A 26,469-nucleotide genomic window follows, 5' to 3' on the forward strand; every position below is an offset into this window, starting at 1 on the left:
TCCGGAAAGCTGGGGGTGGTCGCGTTGATGACCATCCACAAGCTCACCGCCGGCAACGGCTACACCTACCTGACGCGCCAGGTCGCGGGCGGCGACGTACAGCGTCAGCGGGGTCAGTCCGCCGAGGAGTACTACACCCAGAAGGGCAACCCGGCGGGCGTCTGGCTCGGCCGCGGCGCCCCCCTGCTCGAACTCGACGGGACCACCGTCACCGAGCAGCAGATGAAGCACCTGTTCGGCCTCGGCCAGCACCCCGACGCGCAGCGCATCATCGACGAGCACCTGGCCGCCAACGTGCGCGCCGACATGGACGACGACCAGCTCCAGGCCGTTCGCGCCGCAGCGATTAAGGCCGCGACCCTCGGCCGCAAGTACCCCGAGTACGAGCCGCTGGACCCCTTCGCCGAGCGCGTCGAGCGGCGCCTGGCCGTCATCGAGAAGGAAGCCCGGCGGGCGCCCACGAGTGCCGAGATCAAGAAGGTCCAGCACGAGGAGTCCCGTCGTCAGCGCGCCGCCGTCGCCGGGTTCGACCTGGTCTTTGCCCCGGTTAAGTCCGCCGCGGTCCTGTGGGCGCTGGACGAGCGCCCCGAGATTCGCGCTGCCGTCCGCGCTGCCCACGAGGCCGCCCGCGACGCCGCGCTGGAGCTGCTGGAGGAGCACGCCGCCTACACCCGCACCGGCAGCACCGGCCAGGCCCAGATCGACACCAAGGGCCTGGTCGCCGTCGCCTTCGACCATTACGACAGCCGGGCCGGCGACCCCAACTTGCACACGCACCTTGTCGTCGCCAACAAGATCCAGGGCGTCGACGGGAAGTGGCGTTCGCTCGACGCCCGCGGCCTGCTGGCGATGACCGTGGCCACCTCCGAGTTCTACAACTCGCGGTTCGAGACCGAGCTGACCGCCCGGCTCGGCGTCACCTTCGAGGCCCGGGAGGACTCCGCCACCAAGCGCCAGCCGGTGCGCGAGATCGTCGGAGTGCCGACCGAGGTGATCACCCACTTCTCCTCCCGCCGGACCGAGATCGAAGCTCGCTACGAGCAGCTCCTTCGCGAGTACCGCCGCGACCACGGCCACGACCCCTCCCGCGGCATGACCCACCAGCTCGCCCGCCAGGCGAACCTGGACACCCGCGAGGGCAAGAAGGCCGCCCGCTCCCTCGAAGAGATGCGCGCCGACTGGACCCACACCGTCACCACCGCCCACGGCCAGGACATCGTCCAGCGCGTGATGGCGGCCGTTCCCGCGCCTCAAAGCACCCCGGCCCCCGCCCAGGAGGAGCCGAAGCCCATCGAGATCCCCACTCTCGCCGCCGCCGTGATCTCCGCTGTCGGTGAGGAGCGCGCGGTGTGGACGGTGTGGAACCTGCGCGCCCACGCCGAGCGCCTGGCCCGCTCCGAGCACCCCACCACCAGCACCGCCGAGCACCGGCAACTGGTCGAGGCGATCGTCACCGAGGCCATCTCCCCGACGCGCAGCGTCTGCATCGACGCCCCCGCCCTGCTCACCGAGCCCGAGGAACTGCGCCGGGCCAACGGCGACTCCGTGTTCGTCCAGCACGCCTCCACCCGCTACACCAGCACCGCCATCCTGGACGCCGAGCGCCGTCTGGTCACCGCCGCGCTCACCCCCGTCACCGAGGGCCCGAACCCGGCCTTCGTCGGCGCCGCCCTGGACGGCTTCGAGGCCCGCAACCGAGCACTCGACAAGGGCCAGCGCGCCCTCGTCACCGCGTTCGTCACGGACCCCCGGCTGGTCTCCCTCGGCCTCGGCCCGGCCGGCTCCGGCAAGACCACCGCGATGCAGGCGTACGTCCACGTCGCCAACCAGGCCGGCCAGCGCGTCGTCCCGCTCGCCACCTCCGCAGCCTCCGCCGCCGTCCTCGCCAAGGACCTCAAGCAGCCCGCCGAGAACCTCCACAAGTTCCTCTGGGAGTACACCGGCGGCAAGTACATGGGCGAGCTGCTCAGGGGCCAGAAGGTGCCCAAGAGCCGGGCGGGCTTCGTCCTGAACCCGGGCGACGTCGTCCTGGTGGACGAGGCAGGTATGGCGGGCACCCTCAACTTGGACCGCCTCGTCAAGATCGCTGCTCAGCGCGGCGCGACCGTGCGCCTGCTCGGCGACTACCGCCAGCTCAGCAGCGTCGAAGCGGGCGGCGCGCTGCGGCTGATCGCCGCCGAAGCCGGCGCCGTCGAGCTCACCACCCTCCACCGGTTCAGCGACAAGGCCGAAGCCGCCGCCACCCTTAAGATCCGCACCGGTGACACGGCCGGGCTGGACTTCTACTTCACCAACCAGCGGGTGGTCAGCGGCTCGCGCACCGCGATGGTCGAAGCCGCCTACGAAGGCTGGAAGACCGACATGCTCGCGGGCCGCACCACCCTGATCAGCGCCCGCGTCGGCACCGACGTCACCGCCCTGTCCGCCCGCGCCCGCGAGGACCGCGTGGCCGCCGGCCAGGTCGAGGCGGACGGCGTCCTGCTGCACGACGGCAACCGTGCGGGACGCGGCGACTGGATCGTCACCCGCAAGAACGACCGCAAGCTCACCACCAACCGGGGCCGCGACTTCCTCAAGAACGGCGACGCCTGGGAGATCCTCAAGCGCCACGAGGACGGCTCCCTCAAGGTCCGCCACATGGAGCACCGCGGAAGCCTCACCTTGCCCGCCGAGTACGTCGCCGCCAACGTCCAGCTGCTCTACGCCTCCACCATCACCCGTTCCCAGGGCGGCACCGTCGATACCGCCCACCCCCTGGTCACCGACGACACCACCCGCGAGGAGCTGTACGTCCAGCTCACCCGTGCCCGCCACACGACCACCCTCTACACCGCCACCCACGAACTCCTCCCGTTCGACACCGACGAGCAGCTCGACCAGCCGAAGAACGACCCCGACTCCTTCGCCGCCCGCGAAGTGCTGGAGCGCGTTCTGAGCCGCGAGGGCGCCCAGCTCTCCGCCACCGAGACGATCCGCAATGCCCAGGAGGACGCCGTCTCCCTGGCCACCCTGGCCCCCCGCCACCAGCACGCCGTCGAGACCCTGACCACCCCCCACTACCACCAGCTCATCCACCGCCTCCTCGGCCCCGCCCTCGCCGAGCAGATCACCACCGACGACGCGATGACCGCCGTCACCCGCGCCCTGCGCACCGCCGAAGCCGCCGGCTGGCAACCCGAGCGCCTGCTCGCCGCCGCCACCTGGCGCGGCGAACTGACCACCGCCGACTCCCCGGCCCAGGCCCTCGCCTGGCGCCTGAACACCATCACCGAAGACCGCCCGGCCCCGGCCCACCTCAACGCCCCGACCACCGCCGACACCACCCGCTACGCCGCCCTGGTCACGGCGCACACCGGCCTGCCCGCCCGCCGCTTCGACCCCGAGGCCGCGACCGCCGAACCGACCGCCCTGCGCATCGCGCCCGCCGCCGCCCAGGCCCCCGACGCGCACCCGCACGTCTCCGCCGACACCCTCAACCGCTACGCCGCCACCGCCGCCACCGCGCTCAACACGGCCACCGACAAGGTCACCGTCCACCCGCAGTGGCCCCGCCTCGCCGGCGCCCTCGCCGCCGCCGAGCGCACCGGCCGCGACACCACCACCCTGCTCACCACCGCCGCCACCCACACCATCGGCGCGAGCGACCCGGTCACCGCCCTGACCCGCGCCGCCCGCACCACCCTGGCCGCAGACGGCATCCCCGAGCACCACCAGCAGGCCCCCGAGGCCCTCCGCCACCAGGCCCTCGCCGCCACCATCCTCGGCGACGAGCACGCCACCCGCGCCCTGGGCGAGAACACCTGGCCCGCCCTCACCGCAGCCCTGCGCCGCGCCGAGACCGCCGGCCACGAACCCGCCACCCTGCTGCGCCAGGTCGCCGAGAGCCGCCCGCTCACCGGCGCCGACAGCCTCAGCCAGGTCCTGGCCTGGCGCATCGGGCGTTCCCTTGCCGCGCAGGCCCCCGCGCCTGCGGGCGAGCAGAGCGACCGCGCCGAAGCCGAGCTGTGGCGCACCCTCGCCTGGACCCTCAAGGCCATCGAGAACACCGGCATCCCCGCGGAGACCGCCCTCTCCCAGGTAACCGGCCGCACTGCCCTGCCCGACCTGCTCCAGTACGCCCAGCAGCAGGCCCTCGCCCACACCCGCACCGCTTCCGGCCGGGCCGACCTCCCGGCCTGGATCAGCGCCGTGCCGCGCTCCACCGCGGCCAACCCGCGCCACCACGACTACCTCACTGAGAGCACCGCCCTGATCGCGAACCGGCTTTCGGTGCTCGCCGACCGCACCGTGGAGAACCGCCCGGAGTGGAGCCGGACTCTCGGCGAAGCCCCGCAGGACCCCACCCAGCGCGCCCAGTGGCAGCAGCAGCTCGCCCTTGTCGCCGCCTACCGCGACCAGTACAAGATCACCGACGACAACGCCGCCCAGCCCGCTGGCCCCTACATCGAAGAAGGACGCACGGGCCACGACGCCTACTGGCAGGCCACCGCCGCTGTGATCGCCGCCCGACGCATCGCCGCCGCACCGGCACCCGCGGAGACCACCACGGCGACCACCGACCAGCAGGCCCGCCACCAGCTCGCCGCCGACGTCTACCGCGCCCTGCCCGAGGCAGACCAGGCCGAAATCCTGCGCACCGTCGCCACCCGCACCGGCGCCAGCTGGCTCGCCAGCCTCCCGCGCCTGGACGACGCCGCCCTCACCCAGCAGAACGTCGCCGAGCAGGTCACCACCCTGCTCGCTGAGCGCCGCCAGCTCACCGCGGAGGCCGTCCAGCCCGAGCAGCCGCAGGCGGAGGACCAGCACCAGCCGACCCTCGCCGAGCGCCGCCGAGCCGGCCGCCAGGCCGAGCGCCAGGCCCACCGCGACCAGCTCCAGAAGCGCGGGGGACTGCCCACCCGCACCGCCAGGCATGCGCCTGGCCGCCGGCCTGAGCCCGTTGAACAGCGCCAGGTGCAGGCCCCGGCCCAGCGCCACGCCGCTCCGCAGCAGCAGATCCAGCAGCCGCCGCAAGCTCGTCAGGACCAGCACGGTCCGCGCATCCGCTGACGATCATGACCGTTCGAGGCCGAAGCTCCCTGGCCCGGCGCCGAGGTCAGAGCCGCCGAAGCGCCCTCTCGCACTCACGGCATCGCCGGTCCTCGAACTCTGCTGGATACCAGGGCTCCCCGTAACCGGCCCGGTAGTGGGTGTGCACCAACGGGTCGCTACGGATGCCACAGAGCGTCGTCGGCAGCGGGTCCTCCGGCACCTCAGGATCGCTCGCGGCGGCGTGGACCGACCGGATGAAGACGGGGTCCGCTTCATCCGGGTCGAACCCCTCAAGAACCTCCAGCAGCACCAGTACACCCATACCTCGACGGTGCTCGCAGCGCCTGGAGAGCGCACGCTGAGAACCCTCCGAGTGGGGCTGCCGAACGCGGCTCGGCGGCCCGCTAACTGGACCGCGCCAGCTCGATGGCGGCCGGCCCGAGCCTGAGGACACTGACATTGAGCCCGTCAGGGTCGGAGACGTGGACGGCGTCGGCGATTCGGATGGCGCTGTTGACCAGGAGATCCCCCACCTCCGCGCAGGACGGCCCCTTTCGCCATGTCAGGCAACGGCTGGTGTTGCTCCGGCGCGCGGGAACGATCTCGGCAGTGTGGGGCCAGTGCCTCCACCAGGTGCTCGCGCGTACCATCAGCCGACTGCGCAACGGCGTACACGGAGTGGGGGCCCAGTGGGCGGAAGCACTCTCCTCTGCATCCGTGAGACCCGAGGTGCGCCAGAACGTGAGGTTCTCCGGGGTCTCGTCGGAGCCGGTTTCCCACCGCAGGCGCGAGTGCATCGAACGCACGGTGCCAGGGTGGGATTCGCGCAGTTCAAGACGGCCCTGCGTGGGCAGGTGAAGCAAGTGGACGGCGCGAGCAGAGACACGTTCGACCCGCAGGCCCGGGATGCCGAAGTGCACATGTGAGCCGTCAGCGTAGGTCACGGTCTGCGGCAGCAGGTAGTGCGCTACCCGTGGAGCCACGCTCGCCTGGATCGTCAGCTGGTGCGGCGTGGGCATGATCCACTCGTAGTACCCGGCGAGCTCGCGGAAGGACCTTCCGCCGCGGTGGTCCCACGGGTGAGAGCGACCGGAGCTGAACAGCAGGTCCCAGAGCAGGGCCTGGAACCTCTCCTGGCCGACATCTTTGGTATCCAGCTCGATCCGTCCGTTGACCGTGGCCGCCCGCAGCACGTGCTGGGGCACGGACATGAGGGCCATGTACTGCTTGAGGCGCGCACGGTCGTTGACATGCGGCATTGAAGATCCTCGCTGGCGACAGCCCGGACTGCGCCGCGAAGTGAGACGGTGATGTCGTCTGAGGGCACGGCGAATCGCGAGGAGGTTGGGCATCCCACCCGCCGGCTCCCTAGCACAATTCGTCCGGGCGAACGGCCAGCCGTGGACCACCTCCGGGCCCAACACGAGGGTAGGGGTGCCCGCTTCGGTCAGCAATTCGCCACGCCGGCGTGCTGGCACCGTTGTACTTCGCCGGCCGCGGAACAAGGTGCTGGGGGGCCGAAAGGCCGCCGTCACGCTAGGTCGGCCGCGGTGGGGCTGCCAACGGGTTGACGATCTAGGACGACTGTCCTAGGTTGAGGGCCCTAGGTCAGTCGTCCTACGACGGAAGCGGATCAGTATGCCTGCTGTGGCGACCCGGGATCAGATCGTGGCGGCGGCCGACCGGCTGTTCTACCACCGCGGCTACGAGCACACCTCGTTCGCGGACATCGCGGGAGCCGTTGGCCTGTCGCGGGGCAACTTCTACTACCACTTCAAGTCCAAGGACGCGATCCTGGACGCGGTGATCGACGCCCGCCTGGCCGACACCCGGCGGATGCTGGAGCAGTGGGACGCCGAGGCATCCACCCCGGCCGGCCGCATCATGCGCTATGTCGAGATCGTGCTGGCCAACCGCGCCGACATCCAGGACTACGGCTGCCCGGTCGGCACCCTGACCACGGAGCTGGCCAAGCTGGAGCACGCCATGCTCGGCCAGGCCGCCCGCCTGTTCACCCTGTTCCGCACCTGGCTCCGGGAGCAGTTCGCCCTGCTCGGACAGGCGGAGCAGGCTGACGCGCTCGCGATGCACGTGCTCGCCTTCAGCCAGGGCGTTGCCGTCATGGCCAACGCCTTCCACGACGAGGCGTTCATCCAGCGCGAAGTTGATCGAATGCGCGAGTGGCTGCGCACCTACGAGAAATGAGAGATCCCATGTTCGTCGTCCTGCTCCGGTTCTCCGACAACAAGGCCGCCGCTGGCCAGCACATGGCCGACCACCAGGAGTGGATCCAGCGCGGCCTGGATGACGGGGTCTTTCTCCTGGTCGGCAGCATCCAGCCGGGACTCGGCGGCGCGGTCCTCGCCCACAACACCTCGCCCGAGGAACTGCAGAAGCGCGTCGAGGAGGACCCGTTCGTCGCCCACGACGTCGTCACGGCGGAGATCATCGAGATCGCGCCCGGGGTGGCGGACGAGCGGCTGAGCTTCCTACTGTGACCGCGCCGAGGCGTCTGGGCAGAGCGCCGATCACTGGCGGCGGCCAGCCCGGGACCAGCCGCTGGAAGATTGGCGCGTACGGGCGTGAGGGCATTCGCCGGCCCTGACGACCGGCAGCCCTCCGGCAGACCGAGGCGACTCGTGGCCAGGGCCCATCGGGGCTACCGGCCCCGGCCGGCAGCGAGCGCAGCGCCGTGCGGCAGTGAGATCTTCGCCGACGCCCTCGGCCGCCAGGCGGCCTCCTCCACGACCGCCCTCCGCAGCCAGCGCGGCCCCGCTGCGGGCGCTGGTCCGTCGAACACGCCGAGGCGACGTTCAGTCCGCTTCGGCTTGGACCTCGATGTCCTCGATGCCGCTCGGGCGGCCCGCCCGTACCCAACGGACGTAGAGGCCGCAGCCGATGAGAAGGGTGGCGACGAGGGAGAGCACGGGCCAACCGCGCAGCAAGTTGACCAGCAGGGTGAAGGCGACGGCTGCGGCGGCGAGGGCGTTGACGGTGGCGAGCCACGGCTTGCGCTCGGTGCGGGCGAAGCGGGCCATGGCGAGGAGGCCGACGAGGAAGCTGACGAAGACAGCCACAGCGTAGAAGAGCACGAGTTCCTGCTCCTGGCCGGCGGCGGCGAGGATGATCACGGCGGCGGCGGCCAGGTAGACCACGACGGACCAGTACGGGGTGTGGTGCTTGTTGGTGCGGCCGAGGACTGGGGGCAGGACGCCGGGGTTCTCCGCCGTCCCGGCGAGGGCCTTGAGCAGGCCGGGGCCGGCTTGGAAGGAGGAGCTGGCGGCGGCGAGCAGGAGCAGGGAGCTGGTGAGCTGGAACGCGTCGTAGAGCCAGCCGGGGCCGGCGGCGGCATGGGCGATGTCGGCGATCTGGGTGGAGTCGGCGCCGGGCAGGCCGACGTGCAGTTTCACGGCGAGGGCGGTCAGCGCGAGGGTGAGGCCGCCGACGATGACGAGCAGCAGGGCGAGGGTGCCGCGGCCGAAGCGGCGCCGGTGGGTGTCGTCGAGCTGGCCGAGCTGGGCGATCGCGGTCGAGGGGGCTTCGATGCCGGTGGCCAGCGCCATCGCCACGGGGAAGGCCATGACCACCGCGAGCGCGGCCGAGTGGCCCGGATCAGCGTGGGTGGCGGCGGCGCCCGCGGTGTGCGGCGCGGCGAAGCCGAGGACGATGACGGCGACGGCGGCCAGCACGAACAGCACGGTCATCGCGGCGAACAGGAGCCTGCCGCCGTGGCCGAACCAGGTCAGGCCCGCCACGATCACGAGCAGCACGAGAGCCAGCGGGATGCGTATGGGCGCCAGGCCGGGGAACAGTGCGATCACCGCGCTGGCGGCGGCTGCGATCGAGATGCCGATGGTCAGCACGAAGTCGACGACGAGCGCGCCGATCGGCAGGAAGGTCCAGCGCGGACCGAACGCCCGTCCGGCGGCGGCTGCGGCGCCGCCGCCCTTGGGGAAGCGCCGCACCAACTGCCAGTAGTTCGCGGTGACCAGGACCACGAGGCCGATCACCAGGCCCATGGTGGGCAGCAGCAGCGCGAGGTCGCCGTTCAGGGCCCGCAGGGCGGCCTCGATCGCGTAGGCGACGGAGGAGACCGGGTCGGCGATCACCGCGAAGGCGAAGGCGAAGAAGAGCACCGAGCGGCGCGGCCCGCGGCGGACCAGGTCCGGCGGTGCGGCTGCGGAGACGGGGGTTCCAGTGGGCGCGGCCATGGCAACAGGCCCTTTCGGGAAGAGAGAAGGACAACGTCATCGCCGACCAGACTTCCCGGCACACCAGCCGCTAACGGTACGACAAGATTCTGCAAGGACGGCATCAAGGTGTCGTCAAGATTCCGCCAAGGCGGACGTCGGACAGCCGGGCCGTTCGGACGTCCGGCTTCGCCGGTAGGTCGATTTCTGGGCCCTCGGCGTCGGCTCCCCGCGGCTGTTTCTGTTCGTGCGCCGGACGGGGTGGGAGGGCGTTTCCTGCCACCGGGGCCGGGGCGGGGCAGACTGACGGGAGGGGGAGGCGCGGGGGTCAGGGTTGCGCGTTGGTGGCGCCCCGCGTGTCGGGCGTCGGCGTGTGGCGGACGGGAGTGCGCGATGGACCAGGATGCTGTGCCGCGGCGCCGGATCGTCGTCGGAGTCGACGGTTCGCCGTCGTCGAAGCGGGCGCTTCGGTGGGCGCTCGGGCAGGCGGCGAGCACCGGTGCGGTGGTGGAGGCGGTGGCGTGCTGGCGGCCTGCCTCGATGTACGAGTGGGCGGTGCACGGCCAGGACTCCGGGCACGCCGAGGCGGCGCAGAAGAGCCTTGCGGCAGCGGTTGCCGAGGTGGCCGGTGCGGCCCCGGCGGTGGAGGTGCGGCAGGGCGCGTTGACCGGCAATCCGGCGGAGGTGCTGGTGGAGAGGTCGCGCGGTGCCGATCTGCTCGTCGTCGGCCACCGAGGACATGGCGGGTTCGCGGGGCTTCGTCTCGGATCGGTCAGCCATGCCTGCGCCCAGCACGCGGCCTGCCCGGTCGTCATCGTCCGTGATGACTCCTGAACCGGCGGTCGACACTCGGCGGCGAAGGCGAGCAGACCTGCGGCCGCAGTGACTGGCAGATGCCGGCTTCGGTCGCCCGCTCCCGGGAACCCGGCTGGCCGAAGTCAGCCGGGCCTGTTCTCGTGTTCTGGCGTCCTCTGCCACTGACCCTTGACTGCGCAGGTCAGCGAACCGTTGGAAGTGGCTTCGGAGGCCGGTCGAGGTGCTGGTCGACATGGGCAGGCCACGGGCTGCGCCCGGACGAGCGGCCAGCGGCGGCCAGCCTGCGGGGAGAACCTCCGCGAGGACCGTCCGACACTGTCCTAGGAAAGCGACCAGGAGGCGATCACATCCCCGAGAGGGGCTGTCGCCGCGATCTTGGCGCCTGGCTCTGATGCTGTCCTCGGAGAGTCGAAGGCAATGTAGCCATGAGTCTTGTCGCCGGCGTTGAGCTCACCGGATGCCAAGGCGGGCGCGTAGCCGCCCGCCGTCGCGTCTGCGTCCCACCGAGAACCGTCGGGAGCGATGAGTGTGAAGTACAGCGGGTTGAATGATGTCTTGCCAGACGTCACGGTGATGTCCGCCGTTGCGACCAGCCAGCCGCCATGCTGGGCTGTGACGACGCTGTTCCCGCTTTGAGTGGTGTAGTGAGCCTGGCTCACTGTCTCCGTGTACTGCCCCTGGTCGTTCTTGATCTGAACCGATGTCCCGATCTTGTACGTCTGTGGCCCCATGGCACTAGCCGCAGCGCTGGTGCTGGGAGTGGACACCGAGCTCGCTGGACTAGTTGTCGTGTGGGTAGAGGTACAACCGGAGAGTGCCACCAGCGAAAGACCAGCCGCGGCCACGGCGGTTCGAACGACCGACTTGTTCAACGTCGTCACTTCCTAACGAACGGTATCGATCCGGTCCCTCGATCCTTGGCGCCAGCAAAGCCGCCCGCAGCACAACCGCGCCCATCCGGTCTCCTCGACGGCGACCCGGGGCTCCTGGCCGTGACCATCTCTGGTGGAACCGGGGCTGCGCGGGCCCCCTACTGGGGTCGGTGCATCGGCCTCCAACGGGTCGTGACCCGCGCAGTCAAGGTTCAGTGGCAGAGGACATGGCGGTGGGATGCGGAACATCGCCCGGCGAAGGCGGCCGTTCGGCAGCACTGCCCGGCCGGACATGACCACGGCGATGCCCAGCGGCAGGCCGGCCGCGTAGGCGCAGGCGTTCGACAGCCAGGCGACCCGGTGTTGGTCGGCGGTCGTCCCTGCTGCGGCCGCGATGACGAACAGAACCGCGTTGGCGGCGCCGAGCAGGGCGTACATCCGGCGTGAGCGCATGCTTCTCCTCGGCGATGCGGGCCGTACTGGGGGTTCCTGGCGTGTCGTGTCCGCGGAACGGATGCCGGCGGGCTGCGCAGTCGCGCTCACGCGAGGGCGAAGTAGCGCAGCCACAGGTAGAGGGTGGAGATGGCGATCGTCACGAGGGTGACGGGGATGCCGTAGCGGGTGAAGGTCCAGAAGCTGATGGGCTGGCGGTTGCGTTCGGCGATGCCGAGCACGACGACGTTGGCGGAGGCGCCGATGGCGGTGGCGTTGCCGCCGAGGTCGGCGCCGAGGGCGAGTGCCCACCACAGGACGTGGCCGTGGGTGTCGCCGACTGTGTGGACGAGGTCGGCGGTGATGGGGGCCATGGTGGCGACGTAGGGGATGTTGTCGACGATCGCGGACAGCAGGCCGGAGGCCCACACCAGGAGCATCGTCGCGCCGAGCGGCGCGCCGCCGGTGGCGTCGGCCAGTGCGCGGGAGACCTCGCCGATGACGCCGGTCTCGATGAGGGCGCCGACCATGATGAACAGGCCGGCGAAGAAGGCGAGGGTCGGCCATTCGACCTCGGCGAGGACGTCCTTGGTCTCGACTCTGGAGACGGCGACGAGCAGGCCGGCCCCGAGAAGGGCGACCACCGAGGGCGCGTAGTGGACGACCGGGTGGAGAACGAACCCGGCGATCACCAGGGTGAGAACGACCAGGCCCTGGACGAGGAGCTTCGGGTCGCGGATGGCCTCGCGCTCATTGAGCGCCATCACCTCGGCCGCCCGGTCCTCGTCGTAGACGAAGAACCGGCGGAAGAGGATGCGGCACATCCCGACGAGGACGGCGGTGAGCACGAGCGCGAGCGGGGCCAGGTGGACGAGGAAGTCGTTGAACGTGAGGCCGGCGCGGCTGGCGACGATGATGTTCGGCGGGTCGCCGACCAGGGTCGCTATGCCGCCGATGTTGGAGGCGAACACCTCGGCGATCAGGAACGGCGCGGCCTTCAATGCCAGCCGGTCGCACACCAGCAGGGTGACCGGGGCGACCAGGAGCACGGTGGTGACGTTGTCCAGCAGCGCGGAGGCGAGCGCGGTGATCACCATGAGCATGGCCATGACGCGGAACGGCTTGGCGCGGGCGCGTTTGACCGACCAGATCGCCAGGTATTCGAACACGCCGGTGCGGCGGAGCACGCCGACGATCATCATCATGCCGGCGAGCAGGAAGATGACGTTCCAGTCGATGCCGGAGTCGGTGGAGAAGAACGCCGATTCGTCGTTGGTGGCCCGGATCGCGAGCATGGCGCCGGCGCCGCCGAGGGCGGCGGCGACGCGGTGGACCCACTCGGTGATGATCAGGACGTAGGCGGCGGCGAAGACGGCGAGCGACGCCCAGGCTTGCCAGTTGTTCACGGGTTTCCCAGGAGTCGGTGGAGCAGGTGGGAGGCGGTGATCACGCCCAGGAGCGGGCTGCGGCCGTTGCCGGCAGCGGCGTGTTCGAGGACGGCGACCAGCGGGCTGCGGGTGCGGGCCATGAGGGCGGCGATCTCCACGGCGGTGTCGTCCGCGTCGGCGACCGCCGGCGCGGGGGCGTCCTTGGGCAGGCACTGGCGCACCCGCAGCCCAGCCAGTGCCTCGCAGAGCCGGTCGGCGTGGGCTTCGTCGATCACCGCGGCCAGGGTCGGGTCCTCCAGCACGTAGCCGGGCACGAGCAGCTTGACCAGTTGGGAGGCGGGCAGCAGGGCGCGCGGAGCGCCGGCCGCGTCGACGACCAGGACACCGGGCAGGCGGTGTTCGGCCAGCAGGCGGGCGGCGTCCAGGGCCTGGGCGTCCAGGCCGACCGTGGGGTACGGCTCGGCGAGATCACGTGCGCGCATCGGGATGCTCCTGGGCGAGGGTGTCGACGCCGGCCTGTGCGGGGATCGGCGCGGCTGGCGCCGGTGCCGCGTCTTCATCGTCTGCGACGGGCGTCAGGTCGGGCTCGTCGACGTCGAACAGCCGGGCGATGGGCACGTCGGTGCTGGAGTGCACGGCGATGGAGACGGCGATGCACACCGCGATCAGGGTGTAAGCCTGTTCGCCTTGGGGGATGCCGGCCTGCAGGACGAGCAGCCCGTAGACGACGGAGGCGAAGCCCTTGGGGCCGAACCAGGCGGCGACCAGTTGTTCGCGCCGGTCGATGCGCGAGCGGATCAGCGAGATGAGCAGTGACGCGGGCCGGATGAGCAGGATCGCCAAGGCCACGGCCAGGTAGCCGCCGATCGACAGGTCCCCGAAGAGGCTGGGGGTGAGCAGGGCGCCGAAGACCAGGAGGGCGGCGAACTTGCTCAGCTCCGCCAGTGCCTCGCCGAGCGGCTCGAATGCGGCCTTCGACTCTGGCGAAACGGAGGCGAGGACGGCGCCGGCGGAGAACGCCGCGAGGTAGGGGTTGGCGCCGGTGAGGTGGCACGTGGCGTAGAGCAGGACGCCGGTGGCCAGCGGCAGCAGTGGCTGCAGCTTCGCCTCCGCTCCCAGGACCGGCACCCGGACCAGGGCGCTGATCACCACCGGGAGGACGGCGCCCAGGACCAGGCCGCCGACGAGTTCCAGGGCGATGGTGGGCAGTGACGCCTCGAAGTGTGGCGAGGTCGGGCCGGCGGCGGCGATCAGAACCAGGACCACCGGCAGGGCCAGGCCGTCGTTCAGCCCGGACTCGACGTTCAGCAACTGCCGCAGGCGGGCCGGAACCTCCTTGCGGCCGACGATCGCCGAGGCGAACACCGGGTCGGTCGGCGCCAGCACCGCTCCGACCAGGAACGAGGTCGTCCAGTCCAGCCCGACCAGGAAGTGCGTCACCAGCGCCATGCCGACGAACGCCAGCGGCATCCCGAGACCGAGCGCCCGGGCCGGGTTGCGCCACGCCGAGCGCAGCGAGGGGAACGAGACGTGCATGCCATCGGTGAACAGCACCGTGAACAGCGCGAGGTCCGCCGTCGTCGCCACGATCGCACTGTCGGGAGTGACGTGGATCAGGCCCAGAACGCCGTCGCTGACCAGCGCACCGGCAGCCAGGAACAGCAGCGATGTGGAGAGAACGGAGCGGGCCGCCAGGCCCGACAGCAGGACCGCGACGAGCAGCGCGGCCCCGAACACGGCAACGAGCACCACGAAAGGTCACCCCCGGATCAGCGATGTCACAAGAGAGACAGCTGTCCCCTTGTTCGCCGACCAGGCTTCCCGGCACTCCGTCCGCGACTTTATACGAGTTTTACGCTTCCCTGATAGTCCTTTAACTAGCGCGGTGGAGGAATCACCGGCGTGCTCGCGTGTCCGGATCGGTGTCGGCGGCTAGCATCACGCCCTGGTGAGCCGGGAAGCCTGGTCGGCGCGATGATCCGACGCGCCCGCAGGAGCCACTTGTGCACCAGAGCCACCAGCACTCGTGCTCGGGCCTGTGCGGATGAGAGCGACACGCGCGCTCGCCGCCCTCGCCCTGGCCGGCACCGCAGCTCTCGCCGCGTGGCTGACCACCGCCTTGACCAGGCAGTCGTGGACCAACCTGGCCCTGGTGCTCGCGAGCCCCCTCATCCTGCGCACCGCCGCTCGCGACATGCGCCACCCTCTGCGTCTGCTGCGCCGCCGTCTGGCCGGCACCGTCACGGTCAAGCTCCACGGCGAGGTCGGATCCCGCAGCGCGGGGCGAGCCGCACGGCGCATGGCTGCTGCCCTCGAACGGGGACGGGCCACCGTCGACATCGACATGACCCGTGTGACCCGGCTGAGCCGTGACGGCGCTGCGGCCCTTCTCGCTGGGGTGCGCGCAGCTCACACCGCCGGTGTGCCGGTCGTTGTACGAGGTGCGAACGCCCAGGCCCGTGACACCCTCCACCAGCTCGGTCTGGACCGGCTCGTGGCCTACCGTCCGGGCCTGCGATGAGGAGCGAGCAGCCGCGCCGGTTCTCCGCTTTCGGCTGGGGCCGCGCCGCCCAACGGCGCGGGGGATGACCATGGAGGTGCAGCCCCTGCCGCCGACAGGGCGCCGTGGAAGGGAGGCCGGCGTGCCGCGCGGGAGGCTTCGGGTCTACCTCGGGGCGGCGCCCGGGGTCGGTAAGACCTACGACATGCTCAGCGAGGGTCATCGCCGCGCCGAGCGGGGCACCGACGTGGTCATCGCCTTCGTCGAGGACTACGGCCGAGCGTTGACCCGGCAGATGGCCGAGGGCCTGGCGACCGTGCCGCGCCGGACCATGACCTACCGGGGCCGCACCTTCACCGAGATGGACGTGGACGCCGTGCTGGCGCGCCGTCCCCAGATGGCGCTGGTCGACGAACTTGCGCACACCAACGTCCCGGGCTGCCGCAACGAGAAGCGGTGGCAGGACGTCGGGGAGCTGCTGGAAGCCGGCATCGACGTCATCTCCACGGTCAACATCCAGCACCTGGAGTCCCTCAACGACGTGGTCGAGCAGATCACCGGGATCAGGCAGCGCGAGACCGTCCCGGACGACGTGGTGCGCCGAGCCGACCAGATCGAACTGGTCGACATGTCCGCCGAGGCCCTACGCAGGCGGATGGCACACGGCAACATCTACCCGCCTGAGAAGATCGAGACGGCGCTGGCGAACTTCTTCCGCGCCGGCAACCTGACCGCGCTGCGCGAGATCGCCCTGCTGTGGGCGGCCGACCGGGTGGAGGAGGCGCTGCTGCGCTACCGCCACGACCACGGCATCCAGCAGCCGTGGTCCACCCGCGAGCGGGTGGTGGTCGCGCTGTCCGGCGGCTCGGAAGGCGAGACCCTGATCCGCCGTGCCAAGCGCACCGCCTCCCGCGGGGCGGGCGGCGAGTTCCTGGCCGTCCACGTCGCCCGCGACGACGGCCTGGCCGGCGCCTCGCCGAAACTGCTGGCCCGTCAGCGTGCCCTGGTGGAGAGCCTCGGGGGCAGCTGGCACACCCTGGCCGGTGACGACCTCGCCGAAGCCGTCCTCGCCTTCGCCCGGCAGGTCAATGCCACTCAGATCGTCATCGGCGCCACCCGCCGCAGCCGCCTCAAGCGCCTGTTCACCCGCGGCACCGGCGAGGCGATCATCGAGGGCTCCGGCGACGACATCGACGTCTACGTCGTTACCCACTCCGAAGCCGCCCGCAGACGGCATCCGCACCGCCGCCACCACACCAGCACGGGCACCACCGCGTGAGCCGGGCGGCCCCGGGCCCGGTGGCGCTCGACACGTTTCGGCCACCCGTTGGTCTCGCTCGCATGACGCGGCCGTCAAAGCCGCATCAAAGTTCCGCACCACCCGTATGGAAGGCGTCAGGAAACGATGACGCGGTCCATACGGGTGGTTTGCTGCCGTCTGCCGGTTCGTCCGCCGGTGCCGCACACGCCTCCGGGAGTGCCCCGCGGCGTCCCCCACACCTCCCATCTGGTGGAACCCATGCTCGATCTCGTGTTCGTCGGTCTCACGGTTGCCGTGTTCGCCGTCATCGCCCTGATCGCGAAGGGGGTCGAGAAGCTGTGAGCGCCGAGAACATCGCAGGTCTGATCGTGGCCGTCGCGCTCGTCGGCTACCTCGTCGTCGCGCTGATCTACCCGGAGAAGTTCTGATCATGAGCTCCACCCTCGCGGGCTGGCTCCAGGCCCTCGCCCTCGTCGGCGCGCTGGCCCTGTGCTACCGCCCCCTCGGCGACTACATCGCCCACCTCCTCACCTCCGCCAAGCACCTGAGAGCCGAGCGCGGCGTCTACAAGCTGATCGGCGTGGACGGTGACGCCGACCAGCGCTGGCCGGTGTACCTGCGCTCGGTGCTTGCCTTCTCGGCGATCTCCGTGCTCTTCCTGTACGGCCTGATCCGCCTCCAGACGCACCTGCTGCTGAGCCTGGGCATGCCCGAGATGGAGGCCCACCAGGCGTGGAACACGGCGATCTCCTTCACCACGAACACCAACTGGCAGTCCTACTCCGGTGAATCCGCCCTCGGCCACCTGGTCCAGATGACGGGCCTGACGGTGCAGAACTTCGTCTCCGCCGCCGTGGGCATCGCGGTCATGGCCGCGCTGATCCGGGGCTTCATGCGGAACAGGACGGACCGCGTCGGCAACTTCTGGGTGGACCTGACCCGCATCGTGCTGCGCCTGCTGCTGCCGATCTCGATCGTGTTCGCCCTCGTCCTGGTCGCCAACGGCGTGGTGCAGAACTTCCACGGCTTCCACGAGGTCGCGACGCTGGCCGGCGACCCGCAGGCGATCCCGGGCGGCCCGGTGGCCTCCCAGGAGGTCATCAAGGAGCTCGGCACCAACGGCGGCGGCTTCTTCAACGCCAACTCCTCCCACCCGTTCGAGAACCCCAACGGCTTCACCAACTGGCTGGAGATCTTCCTGCTGCTCGTGATCCCGTTCGCCCTTCCCCGCACGTTCGGCAAGATGGTGGGCGACAACCGCCAGGGCTACGCGATCGTCGCCGTGATGAGCCTGTTCTGGGTCGCCTCGGTCGCCCTCATGACCCTCGCCGAATCGCAGCACCACGGCACCGCCCTGCAGGCCGCTGGCGGCGCGATGGAGGGCAAGGAACAGCGCTTCGGCATCGCCGCCAGCTCGCTGTTCGCCGCCTCCACGACGCTGACCTCGACCGGTGCGGTGGACTCCTTCCACGACTCGTACACGCCCTTCGGCGGCGGCCTCGCGATCTTCAACATGATGCTCGGCGAGATCGCGCCCGGCGGCACCGGTTCGGGCCTGTACGGCATGCTGATCCTGGCGATCGTGGCCGTGTTCGTGGCGGGCCTGATGGTCGGGCGCACCCCGGAGTACCTGGGCAAGAAGCTCGGCGGCCGGGAGATGAAGTTCGCCTCCCTCTACATCCTGACCACGCCGATCCTGGTGCTGGTCGGCACCGGTGTGGCGATGGCCCTGCCGGGCGAGCGGGCCGGGATGCTCAACAGCGGTGCGCACGGCTTCTCCGAGGTGCTGTACGCGTTCACCTCCGCGAGCAACAACAACGGTTCGGCGTTCGCGGGCATCACGGTGAACACGCCGTGGTACGACACCGCGCTGGGTCTGTGCATGGTGCTCGGCCGCTTCCTGCCGATGGTGTTCGTTCTGGCGCTGGCCGGCTCGCTCGCGCAGCAGCAGCCGGTCCCCGCCACCCCGGGCACCCTGCCCACCCACAAGCCGCTGTTCGTCGGGCTGCTCTCCGGTGTCGTGCTGATCGTCGTCGGCCTCACCTACTTCCCGGCCCTGGCTCTCGGGCCGCTCGCAGAAGGTCTCCACTGATGTCCACCACCCACAACCCCGCGCCCGTGGACCACAGCCACGCCCCGCACAGAGTCTCCGCCGGCCTGCTGGACCCGAAGCTGATCGTCTCCTCGCTGCCGGACGCGGTGAAGAAGCTCGATCCCCGGGTGATGGTCAAGAACCCGGTCATGTTCGTGGTCGAGGTCGGCTCGGTGGTCACCACCGTCTCCGCGATCGCCGACCCGTCCGTGTTCGCCTGGTCGATCACCGTGTGGCTCTGGCTGACCACGATCTTCGCCAACCTGGCGGAGGCCGTCGCCGAGGGCCGCGGCAAGGCCCAGGCCGACACCCTGCGCAAGACCAAGACCGAGAGCGTCGCCCGCCGCCTGCTGGACTGGCCCAAGAGCCAGGACGAGGAGGAGGTGCCCGGCACCGCGCTCCGGCTCGGCGACCACGTGGTGGTCGAGGCCGGGCAGATCATCCCGGGCGACGGCGACGTCGTCGAGGGCGTCGCGTCCGTGGACGAGTCGGCGATCACGGGTGAGTCCGCGCCGGTGATCCGCGAGTCCGGTGGTGACCGCAGTGCCGTCACCGGCGGTACGAAGGTGCTGTCCGACCGGATCGTGGTGAAGATCGCCTCGGAGCCCGGCAAGTCGTTCATCGACCGGATGATCGCCCTGGTCGAGGGCGCCGCCCGGCAGAAGACGCCGAACGAGATCGCGCTCAACATCCTGCTGGCCTCGCTGACCATCGTCTTCCTGGTCGCGGTGGTCACGCTCCAGCCGATGGCCACCTTCGCGGGCGCCCCGCAGTCGATGGTCGTCCTGGTCGCGCTGATCGTGGCGCTGATCCCGACCACCATCGGCGCGCTGCTGTCCGCGATCGGCATCGCCGGCATGGACCGGCTGGTGCAGCGCAACGTGCTGGCGATGTCCGGGCGGGCCGTCGAGGCCGCCGGTGACGTCAACACCCTGCTGCTCGACAAGACCGGCACCATCACCCTGGGCAACCGCCAGGCCGCCGAGTTCCTGCCCGCCGAAGGCATCGAGATCGGCGAGCTCGCCGACGCCGCGCAGCTGTCCTCGCTCGCCGACGAGACTCCCGAAGGCCGCTCGATCGTGGTCCTCGCCAAGACCGAGTACGGCCTGCGGGCCCGCGCCCAGGGCGAGCTGGCACACGCCACCTGGGTCCCGTTCACCGCCCAGACCCGCATGTCGGGCGTGGACGTGGACGGTAACCAGGTCCGCAAGGGTGCGGCCGGCTCGGTCGCCAACTGGGTCACCGAGAACGGCGGCACGGTCGGACCGGACGTGGCGCAGCTGGTGGACGGCATCTCCGCCGCCGGCGGTACCCCGCTGGTGGTCGCCGCGAAGTCCGGTGACCAGGCTCCTCGCGTCCTCGGGGTGATCTACCTCAAGGACGTGGTCAAGGAGGGCATGCGGGAGCGGTTCGACGAGCTGCGCCGGATGGGCATCAAGACCATCATGATCACCGGCGACAACCCGCTGACCGCCAAGGCGATCGCGGAGGAGGCGGGCGTGGACGACTTCCTCGCCGAGGCCACGCCCGAGGACAAGATGGCCCTGATCAAGAAGGAGCAGGAGGGCGGCAAGCTGGTCGCGATGACCGGCGACGGCACCAACGACGCCCCCGCGCTCGCCCAGGCCGACGTCGGCGTCGCGATGAACACCGGGACCATGGCGGCCAAGGAGGCCGGCAACATGGTCGACCTCGACTCCAACCCGACCAAGCTGATCGAGATCGTCGAGATCGGCAAGCAGCTGCTCATCACCCGCGGCGCGCTGACCACGTTCTCGATCTCCAACGACGTGGCCAAGTACTTCGCGATCATCCCCGCGATGTTCGCCGGCGTGTACCCGGGCCTGAGCCACCTCAACATCATGGGCCTGCACAGCCCGCAGTCCGCGATCACCTCGGCGATCATCTTCAACGCCCTGGTCATCATCGGCCTCATCCCGCTCGCCCTGCGCGGCGTGAAGTACCGCCCCTCGGACGCTTCTTCGCTGCTGGCCCGCAACATCGGCGTCTACGGCGTCGGCGGTCTGGTGGTGCCGTTCGTCGGCATCAAGGTGATCGACCTGATCGTGCAGTTCATCCCCGGCCTGAGCTGAGAGAACGAGAATCATGCCCACCATCGTGCGCACCCACCTCACCGCGCTGCGGGCGCTGCTGGTGATGACCGTCCTGTGCGGCATCGCCTACCCGCTGCTGATCACCGGCATCAGCCAGGCCGTGTTCAGCGACAAGGCCAACGGCTCGATCGTCAAGGCGGACGGCAAGGAGATCGGCTCCAGCCTGCTCGGCCAGAACTTCAACCTGCCGAAGAAGAACCCGGACGACCCGAACGAGGAGGCGGTGCCGGACCCGAAGTGGTTCCAGCCGCGCTTCTCCGCCGGCAACTACGACCCGAAGTCCTCGGGCGCCACCAACCTCGGCCCCAACGACGAGAAGCTGACCAAGGCCATCCAGGACCGCCGCGCGCAGATCGCCGCCTTCGACGGCGTCGATGCGGCGAGCGTCCCGGCGGACGCGGTCACCTCCTCCGCCTCCGGCCTGGACCCGCACATCTCGGTGGCCTACGCCAAGGAACAGATCGCCAGGGTCGCCAAGGAGCGCAACCTGCCGGTCGACACGGTCGCCAAGTTGGTCGACACGTACACCGAGGGTCGCTCGCTCGGCTTCCTCGGCCAGGACGGCGTCAACGTCGTCCTCCTCAACAAGGCCGTGGCCGAGCAGAAGTGATGACACGGGACACCGACTGAGACCCGGACCGATCCGGCGCGCCGCACGCGCCGGATCGGTCCGGCCGTTTGCCCAGGTCCACCGATGGGAGAAAGCAGCAACCATGTCCCGCGACCTCACCTCCGGCATCGTTCACCGCCGAGGCCGGCTGAGGGTCTATCTCGGTTCCGCGCCGGGGGTCGGCAAGACCTACCGGATGCTGGACGAGGCCCACCGCCGACGCGAGCGGGGGGCGGACGTCGTGGTCGGGTTCATCGAGACCCACGGGCGCCGGCACACCGCAAAGATCCTCGACGGGCTGGAGGTCGTCCCCCGCATCCACCGCTCCTACCGGGACGCCGAGTTCGAGGAGATGGACCTGGATGCGATCCTCGCCCGCCGCCCGTCCGTCGTCCTGGTCGACGAGCTCGCCCACACCAACATCCCCGGCGGCCGCCACGCCAAGCGCTGGCAGGACATCGACGACCTGCTCGATGCCGGCATCGACGTCATCACCACCGTCAACATCCAGCACCTGGAATCACTGAACGACGTCGTCCAGAAGATCACCGGCATCCCCCAACGCGAGACCGTCCCCGACGACGTGGTCCGCCGCGCCGACCAGATCGAACTCGTCGACATGGCCCCGCAGGCGCTGCGCCGCCGCATGGCCCACGGCAACGTCTACCAGGCCGAGAAGGTCGACGCCGCGCTCTCCAACTACTTCCGCGTCGGCAACCTCACCGCGCTTCGCGAGCTCGCCCTGCTCTGGGTTGCAGGCCGGGTCGACGAGGGCCTGCGCGACTACCGCAACAGCCACAACATCGACCGCGTCTGGGAGACCCGCGAACGCGTCGTCGTCGCCCTGACCGGCGGCCCCGAAGGCGAGACGATCATCCGGCGCGCCGCGAGGATCGCCGACCGCACCGCCGGCGGCGACCTCCTGGCCGTCCACGTCAGCCGCAGCGACGGCCTCGCCGGCGCCTCCCCTGGAGCGCTCGCCGAACAACGGCAGCTGGTCGAAACCCTCGGCGGCACCTATCACGTGGTCGTCGGTGATGACGTGCCGACTGCGCTGCTCGCCTTCGCCCGCGCCCACCACGCCACCCAGCTCGTGCTCGGCACCAGCCGCCGCGGCCGGATCAACCGCTTCCTCACCGGCCCCGGCATCGGCGAGACCACCGTGGACGCCTCCGAGGACATCGACGTCCACATGGTCACCCACGAGTTCACCGGCCGCGGCAAGCTGCCCGCCCTCGGCCGCCGCCACTCCAAGCGTCGTACGGTGGCGGGTTTCGCCGCGGGCCTGGTGGTGCCGGCGCTGCTGACGATGCTGCTGTCCCAGCTTGACAAGGGACTCAACCTGACGACCGTCGCCCTGATCTTCCAGCTCGGCGTCGTCGGCGTCGCCCTGCTCGGCGGGGCCGCCTCGGCGCTGCTGGCCTCCCTGACGGCCTCGCTGCTGCTGAACTACTACTTCATCCCGCCTGTCCACACGTTCACCATCGGCGAGACCAACAACCTCATCGCCCTGATGGTTTTCACGGTCGTCGCGCTCACCGTCTCCACCGTGGTCGATCACGCCGCCCGCCTCACCACCCGCGCCGCCCGCGCCACCGCCGAGGCCGAGACCCTCTCCACCCTGGCTGGCAGCGTGCTGCGCGGCGCCGACGCCCTGCCCGCCCTGCTGGACAAGACCCGCACCGCCTTCGGCATGGACTGCGTCGCCCTCCTCGACCGCGCCGGCACCGCCATCGCCCGCAGCGACTCCGACAGCGAGCCGGCCGCCGACCAAGCCGTCACCGAACTGCCCGCCGGCCCCGATGCGCTGCTGATCCTGACCGGCCGCAGGCTCCCCGCCGCCGACCAGCGCGTGCTGACCGCCTTCACCGCCCACATCACCGCAGCCCTGGAACGCGACCGGCTCGCGGCCACCGCCGCCGAGATCGAACCGATCAAGGCCGCCGACCGGATGCGCACCGCCCTGCTCGCCGCCGTCAGCCACGACCTGCGCACCCCGCTCGCCACCGCACTCGCCGCGGTCGGCTCGCTCCTGAGCCCCGACGTCGAGTTCTCCCACGACGACCGCGACGAACTCCTCACCCTGGCCAACGAATCACTGCTCAAGCTCACCGCCCTGGTCGACAACCTCCTCGACATGAGCCGCCTGCAGGCCGGCGCCCTCACCCTCCACCTCGACACCGTCCGGCTCGACGACGCACTCATCCAAGCCATGGACTCCCTCGCCGACCCGGCCGCCCCCGTCCAGCCGCTCGACCTCGACACCGCCCCGCCTGTCCTCGCCGACCCGCCGCTGCTGGAGCGCGTCCTCGCCAACCTCATCGCCAACGCGCTGCGCCACAACGCCCCCGGCGCGCCCGTCCTAGTCACCGCCAGCCACCACAACGAGCAGGTCGAGATCCGCGTCGTCGACCGCGGCCCCGGCATCGCCCCCGAGGACCGCGACCGGGTCTTCCTGCCCTTCCAACGCCTCGGCGACACCGACAACACCACCGGCGTCGGCCTGGGCCTCGCCCTCTCCCGCGGCCTCGCCGAAGCCATGGGCGGCCACCTGGAAGTCGAGGACACCCCCGGCGGCGGCACCACCATGCTCCTCACCCTCCCGGCCGCCCCCGACGACACCCCCGCAGACCCGAAGGAAGGCGACCAGTGAGCCGTGTCCTCCTCGTCGACGACGAGCCCCAGCTCCTTCGCACCCTGCGGATCAACTTCCGCGCCCGCAACTACACCGTCCTCACCGCCAGCACCGGCCAGAAAGCACTCGACCTGGCCGGCCGCGAAACACCCGACGCCGTCCTCCTCGACCTGGGCCTGCCGGACTTCGACGGCGTGGACATCATCCGCGGCCTGCGCTCCACCCTCGACGTGCCGATCATCGTCCTCTCCGGCCGCGAGTCCGCCGACGAGAAGATCCGCGCCCTCGACGCAGGCGCCGACGACTACATCACCAAACCGTTCAACATCGACGAGCTGTTCGCCCGCCTGCGCGCCGTCCTACGCCGCCCACCCCAGGTCGAACAGATCACCAACCCCAGGATCGGCGACCTGGAGATCGACCTCAGCGCCGCCACCGTCACCGGACCGCAGGGGCACGTACGGCTCACCCCCACCGAGTGGAAGATCCTCGCCCTGCTGCTCGCCAACCCCCACCGCCTCGTCCCCGGCCCGCAGATCCTGCGCGAGGTCTGGGGCCCGAGCGCGGAGAAGCAGCGCAACTACCTGCGCGTCTACCTGGCAGCCCTGCGCCGCAAACTCGAACCCGACCCCGCCCACCCCCGCCACCTGATCACCGAAGCCGGCATGGGCTACCGCTACGAACCCTGACCTCGACAGAGATCGGACGGCAGCTAGTGAGACAGCGCTAATGAGACGTCAAGGCCACCACGGCCCGCGTTAGGGGTCCGTCAGGAAAACGCCGAACGGCACCTTGAGGGGCATAGCGTCACCTGCGAGGAAACGGTTCCGCACGCTTTCGTGGGGAAAGCGCGCGAAGCCGCGCCGGAGCTCCAGGGCACTCGATGGTGGAAAGCGAGAGCCGCGCTCCGGCGGCCACCCGTGGGGGGAAGGGGACGCGTCGATGGGCGCAGCCGGCAGAACGACCGTACCGGGCAATGCAACCGCGCCGGAGGCGACAAGCCCCGGTACGGCCGAGGCGGCGTCCGCATCGCGCGTCCCCCACCCCCGGGCCTCCCGGGCCGCCGGCAGTCGGCGCGCCCCCGAGTGGCTCGGCCGCATCTGGTGGAACACCCCCCGCCTGATACGCGCGCTCGCAGCCGCCGCCCTGGCCACTGGCGTGATCTTCGCGGCGGTCGCGGCAACGGTGCTCGGCGGCGCCCGCCAGGACATCGACACCATCGGCCACCAGGCCGCCCCGCAGGCCGTCCGCTCGGCCGACCTGTACTTCGCGCTCAACGACATGGACGCCCAGGCCGCGAACCTGCTCCTGCTCGGCGCCGACCCCGACTACACGACGCTGCACCGACAGACCCTGGAGACCTACGAGCAGCGCCGCACCGAGGCCGACACCAGCCTCCAGCGCGCCGCCGAGGCCACCGCCGACGACCCGGCCGGGCAGAAGGCGGTCCAGACCGTCATCAACCAGCTCGGCCGCTACGAGGCACTGGTCGCCCGCACCCAGCTGCTGGAGGACCAGGCCCACGCACCCGCCGGCAAGCCCTCCGCAGAGGCGCTGGACGCCTACCGGCAGGCCACCGACCTGCTGCGCCAGCAGCTGCTGCCCGCCGCCGACCAGGTGATCGCCGCGAACGACGCCACCGTCGAACACCTCTACACCGGCCGACGAGGCGACCTCGACGCCGGCTGGTGGTGGATCCTGGCCACCGGCCTGCTCACCCTGGGCGCGCTCGCCGCCCTGCAGCGCACCCTGACCGTCCGCTTCCGCCGCCTGATCAACGTGCCGCTCGCCGCCGCGACCCTGCTGACCGCCGTCGCCCTGATCAGCGGCCTGGTCCTCGACTCCCGCGCCGAGGACCACCTGGTCGTCGCCAAGAGCAACTCCTACGACTCCGTCATCGCCCTCAGCCGCGCCCGCGCCGTCGCCTACGACATGAACGCCGACGAGAGCCGCTACCTCACCGACCCGACCCGCGCCGCCGCCTACGAGCAGACCTTCCTCGACAAGAGCCAGGCCATCGTCCGCGTCGACGGCGCCACCATCACCACCTACGACGCCCGCCTGCGCGCCGCCGCCGACGCCCACCACGCCGACCACAGCGCGGTGCCCTTCGACGGCTTCCTCGGCACCGAACTGCGCAACATCACCTTCCACGGCGAGCAGGACGCCGCCGAGCGGGTGCTGACGACCTTCCAGCAGTACCAGCTCGACGACCGCAAGACCCGCGCGATGCGCGACCAGGGCCACCTCAAGGAAGCGGTCACCTTCAACACCGGCATCGCCCCCGGCCAGTCCAACGCCGACTTCAACCAGCTCAGCGACGCCCTCGACAGCGTCCTCGCCATCAACAAGGACGCACTCTCCCAAGCCGTCAACGACGCCGACGACGACCTCGACACCACGACCGCAGCAGCCGGCGGCCTCGTCCTCGCCGCCCTGCTCGCCGCCACCGCACTGGGCGTACGGCCGCGCCTGCGCGAGTACCGCTGACCCGCCGGAGCACGCGCGCGACCGGCCTGGGCCGCCCC

Annotated in this window: 21 protein-coding genes; 13 read left to right on the top strand and 8 right to left on the bottom strand. The window is 70.8% G+C overall.

Translation table 11 applies throughout. The features are described 5' to 3' along the window. Positions 1-27 precede the first annotated feature (27 nt). Complete coding sequence (mobF, locus tag ACZ3TI_RS05780) at positions 28-5,049, top strand: MobF family relaxase (RefSeq protein ID WP_465723761.1); 5,022 nt, start codon at positions 28-30, stop codon at positions 5,047-5,049. A gap of 46 nt (positions 5,050-5,095) precedes the next feature. Here the strand turns inward: mobF and ACZ3TI_RS05785 are convergent, their stop codons facing one another. Then, positions 5,096-5,353, bottom strand: coding sequence for a hypothetical protein (locus tag ACZ3TI_RS05785; RefSeq protein ID WP_465723763.1), 258 nt, complete (start codon positions 5,351-5,353; stop codon positions 5,096-5,098). Positions 5,354-5,435: 82 nt separating this feature from the next. After that, entirely contained in the window at positions 5,436-6,290 is an 855-nt protein-coding gene (locus ACZ3TI_RS05790; protein ID WP_465723765.1) for a hypothetical protein, read from the bottom strand. 379 nt (positions 6,291-6,669) lie between these two features. Here ACZ3TI_RS05790 and ACZ3TI_RS05795 point away from each other — a divergent pair, with 379 nt between their 5' ends. Both ACZ3TI_RS05795 and ACZ3TI_RS05800 read left to right on the top strand, forming a co-directional pair. After that, positions 6,670-7,236 carry a TetR/AcrR family transcriptional regulator gene (locus ACZ3TI_RS05795; protein WP_465723767.1) on the top strand — a complete coding sequence of 189 codons (567 nt, stop codon included), beginning with the start codon at positions 6,670-6,672 and terminating at the stop codon, positions 7,234-7,236. A gap of 8 nt (positions 7,237-7,244) precedes the next feature. Further along, entirely contained in the window at positions 7,245-7,529 is a 285-nt protein-coding gene (locus tag ACZ3TI_RS05800) for a YciI family protein (protein WP_465723769.1), read from the top strand. A 315-nt stretch (positions 7,530-7,844) separates the two neighbouring features. Here the strand turns inward: ACZ3TI_RS05800 and ACZ3TI_RS05805 are convergent, their stop codons facing one another. Further along, the gene (locus ACZ3TI_RS05805) at positions 7,845-9,242 is read right to left on the bottom strand and encodes an amino acid permease (protein WP_465723771.1); all 1,398 of its coding nucleotides are present in this window, start codon (positions 9,240-9,242) and stop codon (positions 7,845-7,847) included. Between the two features lie 372 nt (positions 9,243-9,614). Between ACZ3TI_RS05805 and ACZ3TI_RS05810 the strand changes: the two genes are divergently transcribed. Next, on the top strand, positions 9,615-10,055 hold the full coding sequence (locus ACZ3TI_RS05810; protein ID WP_465723773.1) for a universal stress protein: 441 nt from the start codon (positions 9,615-9,617) through the stop codon (positions 10,053-10,055). 302 nt (positions 10,056-10,357) lie between these two features. Here ACZ3TI_RS05810 and ACZ3TI_RS05815 read toward each other — a convergent pair whose 3' ends face one another. The 5 genes from ACZ3TI_RS05815 to ACZ3TI_RS05835 all read right to left on the bottom strand — a co-directional run bounded on the left by ACZ3TI_RS05815 (position 10,358) and on the right by ACZ3TI_RS05835 (position 14,481). Beyond that, positions 10,358-10,918 (bottom strand): DUF4352 domain-containing protein, encoded by a 561-nt coding sequence (locus ACZ3TI_RS05815; protein ID WP_465723775.1) that lies wholly within the window; start codon positions 10,916-10,918, stop codon positions 10,358-10,360. A 3-nt stretch (positions 10,919-10,921) separates the two neighbouring features. Then, a complete protein-coding gene (locus ACZ3TI_RS05820) occupies positions 10,922-11,347 on the bottom strand; it encodes a hypothetical protein (RefSeq protein WP_465723776.1) in 426 nt (141 codons plus the stop codon). 101 nt (positions 11,348-11,448) lie between these two features. Continuing rightward, the gene (locus ACZ3TI_RS05825) at positions 11,449-12,747 is read right to left on the bottom strand and encodes an ArsB/NhaD family transporter (protein WP_465723778.1); all 1,299 of its coding nucleotides are present in this window, start codon (positions 12,745-12,747) and stop codon (positions 11,449-11,451) included. After that, on the bottom strand, positions 12,744-13,211 hold the full coding sequence (locus ACZ3TI_RS05830) for a CBS domain-containing protein (protein WP_465723780.1): 468 nt from the start codon (positions 13,209-13,211) through the stop codon (positions 12,744-12,746). Before ACZ3TI_RS05830 ends, ACZ3TI_RS05825 begins: the two co-directional genes overlap by 4 nt. After that, complete coding sequence (locus tag ACZ3TI_RS05835; RefSeq protein WP_465723782.1) at positions 13,198-14,481, bottom strand: cation:proton antiporter; 1,284 nt, start codon at positions 14,479-14,481, stop codon at positions 13,198-13,200. Before ACZ3TI_RS05835 ends, ACZ3TI_RS05830 begins: the two co-directional genes overlap by 14 nt. Positions 14,482-14,773: 292 nt before the next feature. On the opposite strand from ACZ3TI_RS05835, the gene ACZ3TI_RS05840 reads away from it, so the two are divergent. From ACZ3TI_RS05840 to ACZ3TI_RS05880, 9 genes are all read left to right on the top strand, one after another. Next, positions 14,774-15,250, top strand: a complete 477-nt coding sequence (locus ACZ3TI_RS05840) for an STAS domain-containing protein (RefSeq protein ID WP_465723784.1) — start codon at positions 14,774-14,776, stop codon at positions 15,248-15,250. A 121-nt stretch (positions 15,251-15,371) separates the two neighbouring features. Then, positions 15,372-16,508 carry a universal stress protein gene (locus tag ACZ3TI_RS05845; protein WP_465723786.1) on the top strand — a complete coding sequence of 379 codons (1,137 nt, stop codon included), beginning with the start codon at positions 15,372-15,374 and terminating at the stop codon, positions 16,506-16,508. A 320-nt stretch (positions 16,509-16,828) separates the two neighbouring features. Then, positions 16,829-16,918: a K(+)-transporting ATPase subunit F gene (gene kdpF / locus ACZ3TI_RS05850; protein WP_097237446.1), complete on the top strand. Its 90-nt coding sequence runs from the start codon at positions 16,829-16,831 to the stop codon at positions 16,916-16,918. A gap of 2 nt (positions 16,919-16,920) precedes the next feature. Further along, entirely contained in the window at positions 16,921-18,582 is a 1,662-nt protein-coding gene (gene kdpA / locus ACZ3TI_RS05855) for a potassium-transporting ATPase subunit KdpA (protein ID WP_465723788.1), read from the top strand. Next, complete coding sequence (kdpB, locus tag ACZ3TI_RS05860) at positions 18,582-20,675, top strand: potassium-transporting ATPase subunit KdpB (RefSeq protein WP_465723790.1); 2,094 nt, start codon at positions 18,582-18,584, stop codon at positions 20,673-20,675. The genes kdpA and kdpB overlap by 1 nt, the downstream gene beginning before the upstream one ends. 13 nt (positions 20,676-20,688) lie before the next feature. Continuing rightward, the gene (gene kdpC / locus ACZ3TI_RS05865; protein ID WP_465723792.1) at positions 20,689-21,306 is read left to right on the top strand and encodes a K(+)-transporting ATPase subunit C; all 618 of its coding nucleotides are present in this window, start codon (positions 20,689-20,691) and stop codon (positions 21,304-21,306) included. Positions 21,307-21,409: 103 nt separating this feature from the next. Then, positions 21,410-23,959, top strand: coding sequence for an ATP-binding protein (locus tag ACZ3TI_RS05870; protein ID WP_465723794.1), 2,550 nt, complete (start codon positions 21,410-21,412; stop codon positions 23,957-23,959). Then, positions 23,956-24,630, top strand: a complete 675-nt coding sequence (locus tag ACZ3TI_RS05875) for a response regulator (protein ID WP_465723796.1) — start codon at positions 23,956-23,958, stop codon at positions 24,628-24,630. The genes ACZ3TI_RS05870 and ACZ3TI_RS05875 overlap by 4 nt, the downstream gene beginning before the upstream one ends. Before the next feature lie 253 nt (positions 24,631-24,883). Then, positions 24,884-26,431 (top strand): hypothetical protein, encoded by a 1,548-nt coding sequence (locus ACZ3TI_RS05880; RefSeq protein WP_465723798.1) that lies wholly within the window; start codon positions 24,884-24,886, stop codon positions 26,429-26,431. Positions 26,432-26,469: the final 38 nt, after the last annotated feature.

It is taken from the genome of Kitasatospora sp. NPDC023120, from assembly GCF_055560835.1.

Excerpts from the sequence above, each read along its gene's own strand:
- ACZ3TI_RS05785 (WP_465723763.1), bottom strand. The coding sequence starts at position 5,353 with ATGGGTGTACTGGTGCTGCTGGAGGTTCTTGAGGGGTTCGACCCGGAT.
- mobF (WP_465723761.1), top strand. The coding sequence starts at position 28 with ATGACCATCCACAAGCTCACCGCCGGCAACGGCTACACCTACCTGACG.
- ACZ3TI_RS05800 (WP_465723769.1), top strand. The coding sequence starts at position 7,245 with ATGTTCGTCGTCCTGCTCCGGTTCTCCGACAACAAGGCCGCCGCTGGC.
- ACZ3TI_RS05880 (WP_465723798.1), top strand. The coding sequence starts at position 24,884 with ATGGGCGCAGCCGGCAGAACGACCGTACCGGGCAATGCAACCGCGCCG.
- kdpC (WP_465723792.1), top strand. The coding sequence starts at position 20,689 with ATGCCCACCATCGTGCGCACCCACCTCACCGCGCTGCGGGCGCTGCTG.
- ACZ3TI_RS05795 (WP_465723767.1), top strand. The coding sequence starts at position 6,670 with ATGCCTGCTGTGGCGACCCGGGATCAGATCGTGGCGGCGGCCGACCGG.
- ACZ3TI_RS05870 (WP_465723794.1), top strand. The coding sequence starts at position 21,410 with ATGTCCCGCGACCTCACCTCCGGCATCGTTCACCGCCGAGGCCGGCTG.
- kdpA (WP_465723788.1), top strand. The coding sequence starts at position 16,921 with ATGAGCTCCACCCTCGCGGGCTGGCTCCAGGCCCTCGCCCTCGTCGGC.
- ACZ3TI_RS05790 (WP_465723765.1), bottom strand. The coding sequence starts at position 6,290 with ATGCCGCATGTCAACGACCGTGCGCGCCTCAAGCAGTACATGGCCCTC.
- ACZ3TI_RS05810 (WP_465723773.1), top strand. The coding sequence starts at position 9,615 with ATGGACCAGGATGCTGTGCCGCGGCGCCGGATCGTCGTCGGAGTCGAC.
- kdpB (WP_465723790.1), top strand. The coding sequence starts at position 18,582 with ATGTCCACCACCCACAACCCCGCGCCCGTGGACCACAGCCACGCCCCG.
- ACZ3TI_RS05840 (WP_465723784.1), top strand. The coding sequence starts at position 14,774 with ATGAGAGCGACACGCGCGCTCGCCGCCCTCGCCCTGGCCGGCACCGCA.
- ACZ3TI_RS05820 (WP_465723776.1), bottom strand. The coding sequence starts at position 11,347 with ATGTACGCCCTGCTCGGCGCCGCCAACGCGGTTCTGTTCGTCATCGCG.
- ACZ3TI_RS05805 (WP_465723771.1), bottom strand. The coding sequence starts at position 9,242 with ATGGCCGCGCCCACTGGAACCCCCGTCTCCGCAGCCGCACCGCCGGAC.
- ACZ3TI_RS05830 (WP_465723780.1), bottom strand. The coding sequence starts at position 13,211 with ATGCGCGCACGTGATCTCGCCGAGCCGTACCCCACGGTCGGCCTGGAC.